A 15430-nucleotide genomic window follows, 5' to 3' on the forward strand; every position below is an offset into this window, starting at 1 on the left:
ATTAGCGGTTTATATTAACAGTTTTTTATCATCCAACAAGCCTATATTATGTTTTCCCCCATATTTTGTGCAATATTCCAAAGCGCACTAATAGCAGGGTCGTTTAGTTCTTTATGTAATACAGCCAAACCAATTTTAAACCCTTGTGGTGGCTCGCCTTTATACTCTAAAACCTGAACCTTATCGTTAAGCGGACTATTATCGAGTACAATTTTTGGGATCATGGCCACGCCTAACCCTAAACTCACCATAGATACCATAGCTTCATGCCCTGCCACTTGCGCGTAAATTTTTCCTTGTACATTATTTTTTCGCCACCACTGCTCCAACCTTTGTCTTGAAAATCCTTGTTCAGCAACAATAAATTCAAGCTCAGACCAATCAATAGTTTCGCTACTAGTGGCTAATTTTTCTGTGATCGGACATTGAATAGTGGGTGCAATTAATACCAATGGCGAGTAGCCAATATCTACAAATGCAATTTGTGCAGGTAATTTACTGGGTCTGGCTGCAATGGCCATAGATTCATGTCCATCTAACACTCGGTTAATAGCCAAGGCGGGATCGCCCGTATTTAAGGTAATTTCAATATGCTGATGCTGAGCTCTCAGTTGCTCTAAAATATGATGCAAAAAACTGTAAGACGCGGTAACGGAGCAATAAAGGCTCACATTGCCATAAATATGTTGTTGCGGTTCGTTTAAATTAGCTTTAAACCGCTGCCAATGACTAAGTGTTGCACTGGCATACTCCTTAAATGCAACGCCTTCGCGGGTAAGCTTTACACTGCGATTATCTCGCTGGAATAACATCACCCCTACTTCATCTTCTAACTGCTTAATATTACGACTTAAAGTGGGCGCACTTATGTGGCATAACTCACTGGCACGAGAGAAATGAAGCGTTTTTGCCAACGCCAAAAAGTAATTTAAATGCTTATGATCCATAACAACACCAGTATTTCATATTATGAAACACTTTAATTCAAATATATCATTTTACGCAAGAAAAGATTTTCCATATTGTTATTCCAAGCAAAGCAAAAGCAATGCATCTAACAAACTGAATTAATAGGAAACTTATCATGGCAAATTATTTTAATAGCTTACCTTTACGCGAACAATTAGCGCAATTGGCACAATGTGAATTTATGGGCGCAGACGAATTTAACGACGGTGTTGCTGCACTTAAAGGTAAAAAATTGGTAATTGTAGGCTGTGGCGCACAGGGCCTAAATCAAGGCTTAAACTTACGTGATTCTGGTTTAGATGTAGCCTATACACTACGTGATTCAGCCATTTCTGAGCGTCGTCAGTCATTCTTAAATGCATCTGACAATGGTTTTAAAGTGGGTACATATGAAGAGTTAATCCCAACAGCCGATGTAGTACTTAACTTAACACCTGATAAACAACATACTGCAGTTGTTAATGCCATCATGCCATTAATGAAACACGGCTCAACCCTTGCCTATTCACATGGCTTTAATATTGTTGAAGAAGGCATGCAAGTTCGTGAAGACATTACCGTTATTATGGTTGCACCAAAATGCCCGGGGTCAGAAGTACGTGAAGAGTATAAACGCGGCTTTGGTGTACCTACATTAATTGCGGTTCACCCAGAGAATGATCCTCAGGGCCATGGCTTGGCACAAGCAAAAGCCTATGCAGCAGGTACAGGTGGTCATCGCGCGGGGGTACTTAAATCATCATTTATCGCTGAAGTGAAATCTGATCTGATGGGCGAGCAAACCATTTTATGTGGCATGCTACAAACTGGCTCTATTTTATGTTTTGACAAAATGATTGAAAAAGGAATTGATGCCGGTTACGCCTCAAAGCTTATTCAATATGGCTGGGAAGTGATCACAGAAGCACTTAAATATGGCGGTGTGACAAACATGCTTGACCGCTTATCAAACCCTGCAAAGGTTAAAGCGTTTGAGCTAAGTGAAGAGCTTAAAGTGATTATGCGTCCTCTTTATAACAAACACCAAGATGACATTATCGATGGCACATTTTCACGTGTAATGATGGAAGACTGGGCAAATGATGACGCTAACTTACTAAAATGGCGTGCTGAAACTGCAGAAACTCATTTTGAAAAAACCCCTGCAGGCGATGTAGAAATTGCTGAGCAAGAATTTTTTGACCACGGTATTTTAATGGTGGCAATGGTAAAAGCGGGTGTAGAACTGGCATTTGAAACCATGACAGCGGCCGGTATTATTGCAGAATCTGCCTATTATGAGTCACTGCATGAAACGCCGCTGATAGCCAATACTATTGCACGCAAAAAGTTATTTGAAATGAACCGCACTATTTCAGATACCGCTGAGTACGGCTGCTATTTATATAACCATGCCTGTTTGCCGCTTCTACAAGAATTTATGCAAGGTATTGATACTGATGTTATTGGTAAAGGCTTAAATGAGCAAAGTAATCAAGTTGATAACCAAACTTTAATTCAAATAAATACGGCTCTACGTGAGCACCCTGTTGAGAAAGTGGGCGCAAAATTACGCGGCTACATGTCCGCAATGAAAAAAATAGTTTAATTCTATAACCCTAGAACTTTCACTTGTTAGAAACCAAGCCCACTTGCATTTTGCTGTGGGCTTTTTTAAGTGCAAATTAATCATCAATAGCTGAAAATAAATAATGTGCTAAAATAATTCCCCTCATTGCCTCAGTTGTAAATATAAGCACTATCATGACGATACAAAATCTCTCTATTACTCAAAAAATAACAGCCCTTGGAAGCATTATTGCTATTTGTGTTGCTGTATTAATTGGTTTGACGTCTTTGCATAACTCAAAGAATATTATTGAGCAACGCATGATCGAATCTGAACTGCCAAGTAAATTGCAAACAGTCAGTAATCATATTGGTGGCGAGATCAATGAACTTCTTGGTGCAGCACAGCAGCTTTCGGCAAATACCTTTATTTTAGATTGGGCAAATGCTGGCAACAACAACGACACGCTATTACTTAAAGAGCTCAATCGTTTGGTTGACCAATACGATCTTGCCACGGCTTCGTGGGCGAATAAAAACACTGCACAATATTGGAATCAAGATGGCTTTTTACGTGTTTTAAAAAATGATGCCGCAGATGGATGGTTTTTTGCTTTTACACAATCAAAGCAACCTTACTCAATTAGTATTTATCAAGAGTCAGAAAACGATGTAAAAATGTTTGTTAACCACCAACAACCTAATGGTTTAGGCTTGGCAGGCTTAGCAAAAAGCATTACAGATATGCAAAAGCTGCTACAACAATTTAAAATTGAGCAATCAGGGTTTGTGTTTATTGCCGATAAAAACGGATTAATTCAGTTACATAAAGATGCAGACAAAGTCGCTAAGGTTAATATAGATAGTATTTACAGCGCTAATATTCATAACAAATTACTTAATAAAAACGGCTTCGCTTTAGAGGAAGTAAATATCAACGGGCAAGCCACACTCATTGCAGCCACACCGATTAAAAACACTGACTTATTTGTATTAGCTCAAGTCCCAAAAAGCGAAGTCTTTTCTAGTGTAAATACCCTAGAGTGGCAAATATTCACTTTCACTATCATCACTGCGCTAATCGCAAGCGTGATCAGTTACTTATTAGCTCGGTCTTTAGCTTCACCGTTATCAACAATGGCTGAGTTATTTTCGCGTTTAGGGCGTGGCGACGCAAATTTAGCCTATCGCTTACCAACATCTCCCCAACCTGAGCTAAATAATTTAACCACCGGCTTTAATCAATTTATTGAAAAAATAGAAACCGCTATTGTGCAAGTGGCTAATGAGAGCCACGGTATTCGCCACAGCTCAGATCATGTATTTTCACAAGCCAAGCAAAACTCTTTAGCGCTTGATAAGCAAAAAGAGCAAACTATTTCAGTTGCAGCAGCCATTAATGAAATGGGCGCTACAGTGCAAGAAATAGCGCAAAGTGCTGCCAATGCAGCTAAGTTAACCAACGATAGCCGCGATAACACTAAGCAAAGCCATCAACAAGTGTTACAAAGCCAAACGACAATCTCAGCCCTTGCCAGCGACATTGACGGCATAACCGAGCAAGTTGCTTTACTTTCTAAAAAGACTATTGATATCGCTAGTATTGTGGATTCAATTAGAGGTATCTCTGAACAAACCAACTTACTGGCTCTTAATGCAGCCATTGAATCTGCTCGTGCTGGTGAACATGGACGAGGCTTTGCTGTAGTTGCTGATGAAGTAAGAGCGCTGGCGAATCGTACCTCACAATCGACCACTGAAATTCAATCAATGATTGAAGAGCTCACTCATATTTCAGATGACGTTGTCAGCGATATCGGTCAATCAAAAGATAAAGCACAACAAAGCGTAAGCGCAATGCAAAACTCGGTTGAGTTACTTAATACCATTACTGAAACAGCCAATGAAATTAACGATATGGCGACCTTAATTGCCACCGCCACCGAACAGCAAAGTAGCGTTGTGAATGATGTAGGTCGTAGTATTGAGCAAATAAGTGAGATCAGTGATAAATCAATGAGTGAACAAATCAATACAGAACAAGCAATTCGTGATTTAGCCACCAGCGCACAAACACTTGATGCACTCGTTGCAACGTTTAATCAGCAACGTTAAATAGAGTGTTACATTAAAAAATAACCTCTGTACAAAATAACCACTATACTTAAGTGTGTTTTTTGTACAGAGGTGTGTATGAATGCTCTCCAAGGTAAACATTATTTACTGATTGTGTGTCTGCTGGCTCTGTGTGCTTGTAGCACCACAGATAACGCCAATATAAGCGTGCCAATCCCCACTATTACTCCTCCCATGCAATTACAACAGCAGCTGGTAGAGTCTGAGCAACAAATATTTCAACTCGACGATAGCCTCAAACAGCAATTAAATGCTTACGTGCAATCGAGTAAATCAGTTGATGAAATAGCGTATAGCCTACTTAGTTTTTTACTCACAAATGGCGATAGCGCTTTATCTTATCAATCCACCACGACACAAACCGCATCTCAGAGCTATCAAAACTTAAACGCCAATTGCTTGTCACTATCAATTTTAGCATATAGTTTAGCTGAGTATTTAGGGCTTAAAGCTCGCTTTCAAAAAGTACACATTCCGGAGTATTGGTCTCTAAATCAGGGATTTAATTTACTCACGGGACACATCAACCTTGCCATAGACAATAAAACGAAACTCAAAGATAGCTCACTTGTTTATCAGCGTAATAAGCGTTTAATCATTGATTTTGACCCCAATAGCCGACAAGCCCGTTTTGCAACCTCATTGCTTTCAAAAAAAAGGGTGACCGCCATGTTTTATAATAATAAAGGGGGTGAGGCACTGGTAAATAAACACTATGATTTAGCGTTTAGCTATTTCAAAGCAGCAATCAATACGGACGCTTCATTTAGTGCTAGCTGGGGCAATTTAGGGGTACTCTTTAAACAATTAGATGATTTAAAGCAAGCGGAGCAAATGTATCGCTATGCTATTGCCTTAAATACTGATAATAATACTGCACAAGGTAACTTAGCATTATTATACACACTCACAGATAGAGTGGCCGAAGGCGAAAAGCTATTGGCTGAGCTTGACAAAAAACGCCAAGAAAATCCTTACTATCATATCTCGCTTGGTAACAGTGAGTATGTAAATGGTAATTTTAAAGGCGCAATTAGCCACTATAAAAAAGCGAACGCTATGTCACCAACCTTACATGAAAGCCACTTTGGACTGGCGCGAAGTTACTTTGAGTTAAATAATATAGCTAGGGCGGAATTTCATTTGCGTAAAGCCAGAAAAAAAGCAGACTTTACACATGACAAACAACGCTATGATAATAAACTCATCGCATTAAAATCACTTATCGTTAAGGCGAATCATTATTAAATTATTTAGCTTAACCTGCATTGTATTTTTTATAAGTTGGAGTGGACTCTCAAAGCCGATTGAGCCGCAGTTATTCACTGATTTAACAACGCTAACCAGCTCTAAATTAGCAGGCAGAAAAACGAATAGTCACTCGGCTTTACTCACCAGAGAATATTTAAAAGCACGCTTTAAAGAGCATCAACTGACGGTTATAGAACAACCTTTTACTTATCCATCAGGGCTGTTTTCTAAGGCGCAAGGCGTAAATATTGTTGCGACCAAAACAGCAAAAAATTTGCCTGTTATTGTTATTACAGCGCATTACGACCATTTAGGCCTAAAAGCCGGAAAATTACACCCTGGCGCTAACGATAATGCCTCGGGTGTTGCCGCATTACTATACTTATCGAACGCTTTAAAGGTGCAATCATCCTATGGTTTTGTGTTTGTTGCAACAGACGCTGAAGAAAACGGTTTACACGGCAGTGAGCACTTTGCCAAAACAATGCGCCAGTTCCCTGTTGCTTTAAATATTAACTTAGATATGTTGGCAATTAAAAAATCGCATAAGCGGTTATACGCGCTAACAAGTCGTTCGTTAAAAGGTCAACTCACTCCACTATTTAGCCAAATAAAAAATACGAGTGTCGAATTAAAGCCCGTTTACTCATCACGAAAAATGAGCAGATTAACCAACACGAAACAAATAGACTGGCACAGAGCCAGCGACCATTATTCATTCGCTAAACAGAAAATTCCGTATGTGTACTTTTCGATGGGCGCCGATAATTATCTTCACACAGCAAAAGATACGCTCGAAAATATTAATACTGCTCTTTATCAAGAAGCAGTATTGCTAATTGAGGCATTTATTAATCAGCTTTTGACAAACCCTGAGGTATTCAGTCCCCCTTTAAAAGCAGCAACGTAAGCCTCTTTTTTTGCCCGTGGAAGTTTTTTAATCGCATATTCTAATTTACTTGCGTCGCTTTTAGTCCCAACTTGTTGCTGATGAATGAGCACCAGCGGTCCTTTCCCTTTGAGGTTTTTTGCCCCTTTACCCGCTTGGTGCGTTGCTAAACGACGCGCTACATCAACTGTAATACCGGTATACCAATGACCAAGCCGTGTTTGCACAATATACAGTGACCAAACAGCCGGTTTACTTTTACTATTGCACAACTCATCGTTTAAACTTTTTTGATTATTAATGGTCAAAACCTCGCCTTAACGCGCTAAACAAAAACAATTACTCAAAAGGGTTTTACCTTGAGTGACTAATCGGTATCATGCAGATTATAAAAAATAAGGATCACAACTAACAATGCAGTCGTTAAAAACTTTTTCTCTTTGGCTTATCGTCGCTTTAACGCTTAGTTCAGCCGCAGGTTGTTCTAGCTGGGTGTACAGAATCAACATCCCTCAAGGTAACTTTTTAGAACAATCAGACGTTGATAAGCTTCGCGTTAATATGACTCGCGAGCAAGTAATTTATGTACTAGGCAGACCGATTGCCGAAGACGCCTTCGATAAAAATACTTGGCGTTACGTTTACAGCTTTAATAAAGGGCGCGCTAATGAACAATATAAATCATTAGTATTAAACTTTGAAAATGAAAAGTTGGTAACGGTCTCTGGTGACTATGAGCAACCAGAAAACTTTACAACCCCTTTAGAGCAATAAGCCATTTGGGTTTAATTGAAAAAGGTGAGCATGGCTCACCTTTTTTGTATCTAACGATCTAACGGTCGGCCACCGGTTACTTTATTTGCGCGGCCCTCTTCTTTGGCTTTTTCGGCGCGCTTTCTGCGGGCATCTTTAGGGTCGGCAATTAATGGGCGGTAAATTTCAACTCTATCGCCGTCTTTAAGCTCATGATTAAGCTTTACCGTTCTGTTCCATACACCTAAAGTTAAAGCGGTTGCATCAATTTCAGGGCACTTCTTAATAATACCTGATTGGATCACTGCTTGCTCTGCGGTGGTACCTTGGAATACCTCTATATTTAGCGTGGTTGCTTTCGTTGGTAACGCAAACACAATTTCAATATTGATCATGCTCGCTCTCCATATACCGCTTTTGCTCGTTGAGTAAAGGCACTCACCATATTTTTAGCCACATCATTAAAAATTTTACCAAACGCAAGTTCTATTAACTTACTAGAAAATTCAAAGTCTAGCTGTAAATGCACTTTGCACGCATGCGCATCTAATTGCTGAAAATGCCAGCGACCTTGTAAGGTTTTAAAAGGCCCATCGACCAAGCGAAGCATCACTGTTTGCTCATCAATTAGCGTATTTTCAGTGGTAAACCATTTTTTTATACCGGCTTTAGATATTTCTAAACTGGCGGTCATGTTATTATCATGCTGCTTAATAATTTTTGAGTCTGAACAATTAGGTAAAAACTGCGAATAAGCTTCTACATCATTGACTAGATCAAACATCTCTTTAGTGCTGTACATAACCAGCGCACTTTTCTCTATTTGTGGCATACTCACTCCCAACTGTGTGCAGGAATTTTAGCAAGCTTTGTGCGTTTCCCCAAACTTTCATCGCGCTTAAATGAATCCTTCGCTTTTGCATGTATAATTTAAAAAAATCGATGTAAAACATCTCGTATAACGTATATTATAGGGCACTATGGCTAAGAAAAATTCATCAAAATCGACAAGTAATACCATCGCGCTAAATAAAAAAGCGCGACACGAGTATTTTTTACACGACAAGTTTGAAGCAGGTGTTGAACTCCAAGGCTGGGAAGTAAAAAGTATCCGAGCTGGTAAAGTGAATATCTCTGAAACTTATATTCATCTTAAAAACGGTGAAGCATTTTTATTAGGTAGTACCATTCAGCCTTTAAATAGTGCATCGACCCATGTTATTTGTGACCCGCTGCGTTATCGTAAGTTACTACTAAGCAGACGTGAACTCGACCGTTTAGTTGGTGCAACTGAGCGTGATGGTTATTCATTAATTGCCACAGCTATGTATTGGAAAAAATGCTGGGTGAAGCTTGAATTCCATTTAGCCAAAGGTAAGAAAATGCATGACAAACGTGAAGACGGTAAAAATAAAGATTGGTCCCGTGAAAAAGAACGTTTAATGAAACATAAAGTATAAAAAAAAGCCTAACATCATGTTAGGCTTTTTTTTGGCTGATTTTTTGAACAAAGTACAAATTATTACAAAATAAAGCCCGTTAGCGTTTAGTTTTAAAATAATCACTAAAACACGGTTTTGCGCCATATGACGTGCATTTCGTTATTGACGTTTATTAAAAAAATCAGCACATATTAGTACGAATAACAAAATCATCTTTGTGGCCAATTGATAACACTTAAGTTACATGGTATTAATAATTCGACTTGTAAAAACAAGTAAATTATAACATATCAACAAGGACTTAAGGATGAAGCAATCAATTGCATTTACACCGAGCTTAATCATCGGTGCTACTATCGCATTGTCAGCAGGTTTTAGTACAACAACTTATGCTGCACAGCAAACTGCAGAAAAAGTAGAACGTATTCAAGTAACAGGCTCTCGTATCAAGCGTTCGGACATAGAAGGCCCGTCTCCGGTACAATCAATCAATAAAGAAGACATCGAAAACATGGGTTATGACAACCTACAACAGCTTCTTGAAAGAATGCCTGTTGCGGGTAATGGTACCTTTTCAACCCGTGGAAATAACCAAGATTCAACCGCAAATGGATCAGCTGCAGTTAGCCTTCGTGGTTTAGGTGCTGATGCTACGTTAGTGCTTATTAATGGTCGTCGCGTTGCTATTAGTGCGTTTGCTGAGGGGATCACAAATTCATTCGTTGATATCAACAGTATTCCTGTTTCAGCAATCGAACGTATTGATATTTTAAAAGATGGCGCGTCAGCAATCTATGGCTCTGATGCCGTAGCGGGTGTTGTAAACGTTATCTTGAAAAAAGATATTGACGGTATTGAAGTAAACCTAGGTTACGGCGGCACAGATGGCCCTAACTATGAAGAAACTACAGCCAGTATTGTTTGGGGTACTACTAGTGCAAAAAGTAGTGCATCCGTTATTATCGATTACTTTAAAAACACCTCTTTATCATCAGATGAAATGGGCCGTTTAGGTACCGCTAACCAGTCTCCGTATGGTGGTGAAGATTTCCGTTCATCACGTGGTTTCCCTGGCTACTTCTATGTTGATGGCGTTAAAACGATTGACCCTGCGTGTCCTGCAGAAAATGCAACATCAAGTGGCAGTTGTTTATTTGACTATGGCCCATTCGGCTATATTGCACCGGCATCAGAACGTGTGGGCGCTATTTCACAATTTGAATACCGCTTTGATAATGGCATAACGGGCTTCTTAGAAATGGCCGTTCAGCATAACAGCTCAATTGCAGCGGGTGCCCCAACGCCACTTGATGAAGATGCTGGTTTAACAGTACCAGGTAGTCACCCTAATAACCCATTCGGCCAAGATATTGAAATAGGTCGTTACAGAACCGTAGATGCGGGTGCGCGTCAATGGGATATCGAATCAGACACATTACGTTTTGTTGCTGGTTTAAAAGGTGAAATAAACGATTGGAGCTGGGAAACAGCGGTACAAAAAGGACGTAGTAAGTCATTACAAACTGGAGATCGCTCACAAGGTTGGGTACGTACCGACTTCTTACAACAAGAAATTGATGCCGGTAACTACAACCCATTTGGCGGCACTTACAACGATCCGGCCGTAATTGATAGAATTACTACGAGCTTGGTTCGTCAAGGCGAGTCTCATATGACGTCGTTCGATGCTAACATTTCAGGTGAAGCATTTAGCTTTGGTGATGATGTTGTCATGATGGCGGCCGGTATTGAATACCGCGAAGAGGACGTAACGGATACGCCAGATGATCAATTCCAACGAGGATTAATCTTTGGTACCGAGTCTGTGTCAGCTGCAGCAGAGCGTGACCAATACGCTGCCTATGTAGAGTTTTCAATTCCACTTGCTGAGAACTTAGAGCTACAACTTGCTGGTCGTTACGATGATTACAGTGACTTTGGTACCACAACCAACCCTAAAGTCGCTTTACGCTGGGCACCTACAGATGAAATCACAGTGCGTGGTTCTTGGGCACAAGGCTTTAGAGCACCGTCACTTGCACAAGTAGGTTTAGGGCCATCTCAAGAGAGCCAGTTCTTTATCGATAATTACCGTTGTGACGCAACGGGTAAAGATTGTGATGCACTAGATTACAACATTGAATTTGCTGGTAATCCTGACTTAGAGGCTGAAGAGTCTGAATCTTGGAACGTCGGCTTTATTTGGGCACCTACAACTGACTTTGGTTTGAGTGTAGATGTATGGAGTATCACCCAAGACAATAAAATTGATGAGCAAGAGTTTGGTCCAATTTACAACTCTGAGTGTAATAACCAAAATAGTACCGTATGTGTTCGCTTACCTCCGTCAGGTACAGACAGTTTAGGGACTATTCAAAAGATTTTCAGTACTTTTGAAAACGTGTCATCACAAGAAGTTTCGGGCGTTGATATTTCAGCAAACTACAATCACTCACTGGATGACTTAGGCTTACTAAAATTCAATTTAGAATGGGCTTACCAAGATAAATTTGAAAAAGACGGCCGCGATTATACCGGTGAATATGGTTACCCAGAGCATCGCTGGATTTTCTCAACTAACTGGGAAATTGGTCAGTTCAACACAAACATGAACATTAGTTATGTAGGTGAGTTTGAAGATACGCCAGATATCGACTTCGATGGTAACTTAGACTTCGATAGTAATACATCGCGTACTGTTGATTCACAAGTACTGGTAGATTTACAAACATCATACCGTATTACTGAGTCAGCAAAAGTATCACTAGGTGTGAACAACTTATTTGATGAAGAGCCACCGTTTGCAATTGGTGACGGTGATTCAGATCTGTATGGTTACGCATCGGGTGTACACAACCCTCGTGGTCGTTACATTTACACTAAAGTTAGCTTTTCGTTTTAATTTAAAATAATAAAAAAACCGCCATTTTGGCGGTTTTTTTTCTTAAACTAAAGGGCTAAATTATAGCTCGCCTTCGTTTTCAGATAAGAATTTAGCAACGCCTTCAGGGCTTGCGTCCATTCCTTTTTTACCTTCAGTCCAACCAGCAGGACATACTTCACCGTGCTCGCTGTGGAATGCTAGTGCATCAACCATACGGATCATTTCGTCGATGTTACGACCCAGTGGTAAATCGTTCACTACTTGGTGACGTACGTTACCTTCTTCATCGATTAGGAAAGAACCACGAAATGCAACGCCCGCTTCTGGGTGCTCAACGTCGTATGCTTTACAGATTTCGTGTTTAACGTCTGCAACTAGTGCGTATTGAACTTTACCAATACCGCCGTCTGCTACAGCCGTGTTACGCCATGCGTTGTGTGAGAATTGTGAATCGATAGAAACACCAATTACTTCTACGCCACGTTTTTGGAATTCTGCATAACGCTTATCAAAAGCAATAAGCTCAGAAGGACATACAAATGTGAAATCTAGTGGGTAGAAAAAGATTACTGCTTTTTTACCTTTGATTTTTTCGTGAAGGTTATAGCTATCTACAATCTCACCGTTACCTAGAACAGCTGCAGCGGTAAAGTCTGGTGCCTGGCGGCCTACTAATACACCCATTTTATTCTCCAAATATTTTGAGTTTATTGTCAATTGCTTACGCAATACTGATTACTAATATGGGCACTAATTTTAAAATTACAATAGCAACCATATTTAATTAAACGTTATTCTATGGCTATCAAAAATAAATTAACAATCGTATTTATAGATAGCACCGTTCTAAAATAGCGAACGCTTGATAAATGGACTAATTTTTAATCATAAAAAAACCTGCTTTAAGCAGGTTTCTTTTACTAATCCATAATATCGCTAGGCATATCACCGCGAATATGTTGCCATATTTCACCGGTTTGATGACCATATTTACGCATCATGAATATTGCACCATCGTGCTCTTTATTCTCAGCAAGCTTAGTTAAGTCTTTATAAAACTGGCGTGCAAGCTCGCGAGTGCGAGGATCTGAAAAGTAATGGCAGCCAATCTTAGAATAAAAACCTTTAAAGCCATTAAGGATGAGCACATAAATGCGATTGTTACCAGCAACAGCTAATTCATGATGAACTTTATAATCATAATCTGCAAACGCTTGCGCGCTGTCTTCTAATTCATCGCTTTGTGATAAAATTTCGATAACACGCTCTGGTGCAAGTTTTATAGCTGCACGGGTATAAATTGCGCTGATATTAGTACGTGCTGAGAGTAACTGATCGGTTAGCTCTGGCATTTTATCTTCATCTAAACGTGCCAGTGTTTCAAGGATATTTAATCCTGAGGTTTCCCAAAAGTTATTAACGCGAGTAGGTTTACCATGTTGTATTGTTAACCAACCGTCCCTAGCTAATCGCTGTAATACTTCTCGTAATGTGGTTCTAGTAACACCAATTAACTCTGAGAGTTCACGCTCAGCAGGCAGAATTGAACCTGGAGGAAAATCACCATTCCAGATTGACTCTACTATGTATTCCTCAGCAAATCCTGCTGGGCTTTTCGCTTTAAAAATTCTCATTCAATTCCTACTCGAATTAATTCACATCACATCGCTACATACGATTAACTGACTGATTGTACCAGACAAGCCACAACTAACAAGTAAAGTAAGTTAAATTACCTAGGTATGTGATTAAAAAGGCAACTTTACTTGTATGATTCGCTAGTTTTACCGATAGGTTTTAAACACAATATGAATGCCAACCTATTATTCATACCAGACACTTTGACTATTATTATTTAGTTGTTTACACCCTCTATAAGCTGGACTAAGTTAATGACATTAACCAGACTATTAAACGCCTCCCTAGGGAAAAATCATGCAACAGAGTGTCCCATCTGCAATATTTATAAATTTTTTAGGTAAAGCACCTCAATGGTATAAATACACCATTATTGCATTTTTAATAATTAACCCGCTGCTGTTTCAATTAAACCCTTATTTGTCTGGCTGGGTACTGGTTATTGAGTTTATTTTTACACTGGCCATGGCGCTCAAATGTTACCCACTGCAACCTGGTGGTCTACTTGCCATTGAGGCACTATTAATTGGTATGACATCAACCACGCAAGTTGAACATGAAATAGCACAAAACCTAGATGTGCTTTTATTACTTATTTTTATGGTTGCCGGTATTTATTTCATGAAAGATCTGCTGCTGTATATTTTTACCAAGTTAGTGGTTTCAGTAAGAAGTAAGACCGTTTTATCGCTTGCCTTTGCAATAGCTGCTGCGTTTTTATCAGCTTTTTTGGATGCCCTGACTGTAATGGCGGTTGTTATTGCGGTGGCCATGGGCTTTTATAGTATTTATCACAAGGTGGCCTCAGGAAAAGATTTTATTAGTGAGCACGATATTAACGATGATAACCAAGTAAAAGAGGTAAACCGTCAAGAGCTTGAAGAGTTTCGTGCTTTTTTACGTAATTTACTGATGCATGCCTCGATTGGGACCGCACTTGGCGGCGTGTGTACTATGGTTGGTGAACCACAAAATTTAATTATTGCAGAGCGAGCAAGTTGGCTATTTGGAGAGTTCTTTTTAAGAATGCTGCCCGTTTCTTTACCCGTGCTTTTTGCGGGCTTATTAACAACCTTTTTATTAGAAAAAACAAAAACCTTTGGCTATGGGGCAAAACTGCCAGAAACAATTCATGCTATTTTAAAAAACCATGCACAAACACTTGATAAAAAGCGCACCAAACGCGATAGAGTTAACCTCACAATTCAAGCACTAATCGCTATCTGGTTAATTACTGGCTTAGCGTTACATTTAGCAACCGTAGGCTTAATTGGCTTATCGGTGATTATTTTAGCCACGTCGTCTGCCGGTATAATAGAAGAGCACCAACTCGGTAAAGCCTTTGAAGAGGCCCTCCCCTTCACTGCACTACTTTGTGTATTTTTTAGTGTGGTTGCAGTAATCATCGATCAACAACTCTTTACTCCTGTGATTACTTGGGTACTAACATTTGAAGGGCACTTACAATTGGTGATGTTTTTTATCGCTAATGGATTGCTTTCAATGGTCAGTGATAATGTATTTGTCGGCACTGTATATATAAATGAAGTTGCTGCAGCTCTAAAAGCAGGTCAAATAACTCGAGACCAATTTGATTTACTTGCAGTGGCGATAAACACCGGCACAAACTTACCCAGCGTGGCCACCCCTAATGGTCAAGCTGCTTTCTTATTCTTACTTACATCAACACTAGCTCCCGTGTTACGCCTATCTTACGGTCGAATGGTGTATATGGCTTTACCTTACACTTTTGTGCTTACCTTTGTTGGGTTAAGCGCGACTTATTTTGGCTTGAGTGAAATAACCAGTTTGTTTTATGACTGGGGGATAATACAACACCACATCCCTGTAGCGAATTCTGGGCATTAAGAGCTTCCCCGACTTTGAGGAGCTAGGAAATTTCATAGCTCCTCACTTTTT

The 15430-nt window shown here is 39.7% G+C and carries 14 protein-coding genes; 8 read left to right on the forward strand and 6 right to left on the reverse strand.

Features of this window, described 5'->3' with window-relative positions:
- Window positions 1–41: 41 nt before the first annotated feature.
- Window positions 42–947 carry an HTH-type transcriptional activator IlvY gene (gene ilvY / locus BM380_RS11365; RefSeq protein ID WP_024602050.1) on the reverse strand — a complete coding sequence of 302 codons (906 nt, stop codon included), beginning with the start codon at window positions 945–947 and terminating at the stop codon, window positions 42–44.
- Window positions 948–1084: 137 nt separating this feature from the next.
- Here ilvY and ilvC point away from each other — a divergent pair, with 137 nt between their 5' ends.
- The 4 genes from ilvC to BM380_RS11385 all read left to right on the forward strand — a co-directional run bounded on the left by ilvC (window position 1085) and on the right by BM380_RS11385 (window position 6814).
- A complete protein-coding gene (ilvC, locus tag BM380_RS11370) occupies window positions 1085–2557 on the forward strand; it encodes a ketol-acid reductoisomerase (RefSeq protein WP_064662601.1) in 1473 nt (490 codons plus the stop codon).
- 155 nt (window positions 2558–2712) lie between these two features.
- The gene (locus BM380_RS11375) at window positions 2713–4632 is read left to right on the forward strand and encodes a methyl-accepting chemotaxis protein (RefSeq protein WP_090494410.1); all 1920 of its coding nucleotides are present in this window, start codon (window positions 2713–2715) and stop codon (window positions 4630–4632) included.
- A gap of 78 nt (window positions 4633–4710) precedes the next feature.
- Entirely contained in the window at window positions 4711–5901 is a 1191-nt protein-coding gene (locus tag BM380_RS11380) for a tetratricopeptide repeat protein (protein ID WP_090494412.1), read from the forward strand.
- Window positions 5902–6094: 193 nt separating this feature from the next.
- Complete coding sequence (locus BM380_RS11385; protein WP_302847039.1) at window positions 6095–6814, forward strand: M28 family peptidase; 720 nt, start codon at window positions 6095–6097, stop codon at window positions 6812–6814.
- On the opposite strand, the gene BM380_RS11390 is transcribed toward BM380_RS11385, so the two are convergent.
- Window positions 6760–7101, reverse strand: coding sequence for a GIY-YIG nuclease family protein (locus tag BM380_RS11390; RefSeq protein ID WP_024602045.1), 342 nt, complete (start codon window positions 7099–7101; stop codon window positions 6760–6762). The genes BM380_RS11385 and BM380_RS11390 overlap by 55 nt on opposite strands.
- 106 nt (window positions 7102–7207) lie before the next feature.
- On the opposite strand from BM380_RS11390, the gene BM380_RS11395 reads away from it, so the two are divergent.
- On the forward strand, window positions 7208–7567 hold the full coding sequence (locus tag BM380_RS11395; RefSeq protein WP_013465523.1) for an outer membrane protein assembly factor BamE: 360 nt from the start codon (window positions 7208–7210) through the stop codon (window positions 7565–7567).
- A 50-nt stretch (window positions 7568–7617) separates the two neighbouring features.
- On the opposite strand, the gene BM380_RS11400 is transcribed toward BM380_RS11395, so the two are convergent.
- A complete protein-coding gene (locus BM380_RS11400; RefSeq protein ID WP_013465524.1) occupies window positions 7618–7941 on the reverse strand; it encodes an RnfH family protein in 324 nt (107 codons plus the stop codon).
- Complete coding sequence (locus tag BM380_RS11405) at window positions 7938–8378, reverse strand: type II toxin-antitoxin system RatA family toxin (protein WP_013465525.1); 441 nt, start codon at window positions 8376–8378, stop codon at window positions 7938–7940. The genes BM380_RS11400 and BM380_RS11405 overlap by 4 nt, the downstream gene beginning before the upstream one ends.
- Window positions 8379–8526: 148 nt before the next feature.
- Between BM380_RS11405 and smpB the strand changes: the two genes are divergently transcribed.
- Window positions 8527–9006 (forward strand): SsrA-binding protein SmpB, encoded by a 480-nt coding sequence (smpB, locus tag BM380_RS11410; protein ID WP_090494416.1) that lies wholly within the window; start codon window positions 8527–8529, stop codon window positions 9004–9006.
- Between the two features lie 289 nt (window positions 9007–9295).
- On the forward strand, window positions 9296–11890 hold the full coding sequence (locus BM380_RS11415) for a TonB-dependent receptor (RefSeq protein ID WP_033104092.1): 2595 nt from the start codon (window positions 9296–9298) through the stop codon (window positions 11888–11890).
- A 60-nt stretch (window positions 11891–11950) separates the two neighbouring features.
- On the opposite strand, the gene BM380_RS11420 is transcribed toward BM380_RS11415, so the two are convergent.
- Both BM380_RS11420 and fadR read right to left on the reverse strand, forming a co-directional pair.
- A complete protein-coding gene (locus tag BM380_RS11420) occupies window positions 11951–12556 on the reverse strand; it encodes a peroxiredoxin (protein WP_008109095.1) in 606 nt (201 codons plus the stop codon).
- A gap of 236 nt (window positions 12557–12792) precedes the next feature.
- Window positions 12793–13506 (reverse strand): fatty acid metabolism transcriptional regulator FadR, encoded by a 714-nt coding sequence (gene fadR / locus BM380_RS11425; RefSeq protein WP_008109093.1) that lies wholly within the window; start codon window positions 13504–13506, stop codon window positions 12793–12795.
- 301 nt (window positions 13507–13807) lie between these two features.
- Between fadR and nhaB the strand changes: the two genes are divergently transcribed.
- Window positions 13808–15379 (forward strand): sodium/proton antiporter NhaB, encoded by a 1572-nt coding sequence (gene nhaB, locus BM380_RS11430; RefSeq protein ID WP_013465528.1) that lies wholly within the window; start codon window positions 13808–13810, stop codon window positions 15377–15379.
- The last annotated feature ends 51 nt before the right edge of the window (window positions 15380–15430 follow it).

It is taken from the genome of Pseudoalteromonas sp. DSM 26666 (assembly GCF_900116475.1).
Lineage (GTDB): Bacteria > Pseudomonadota > Gammaproteobacteria > Enterobacterales > Alteromonadaceae > Pseudoalteromonas > Pseudoalteromonas tetraodonis.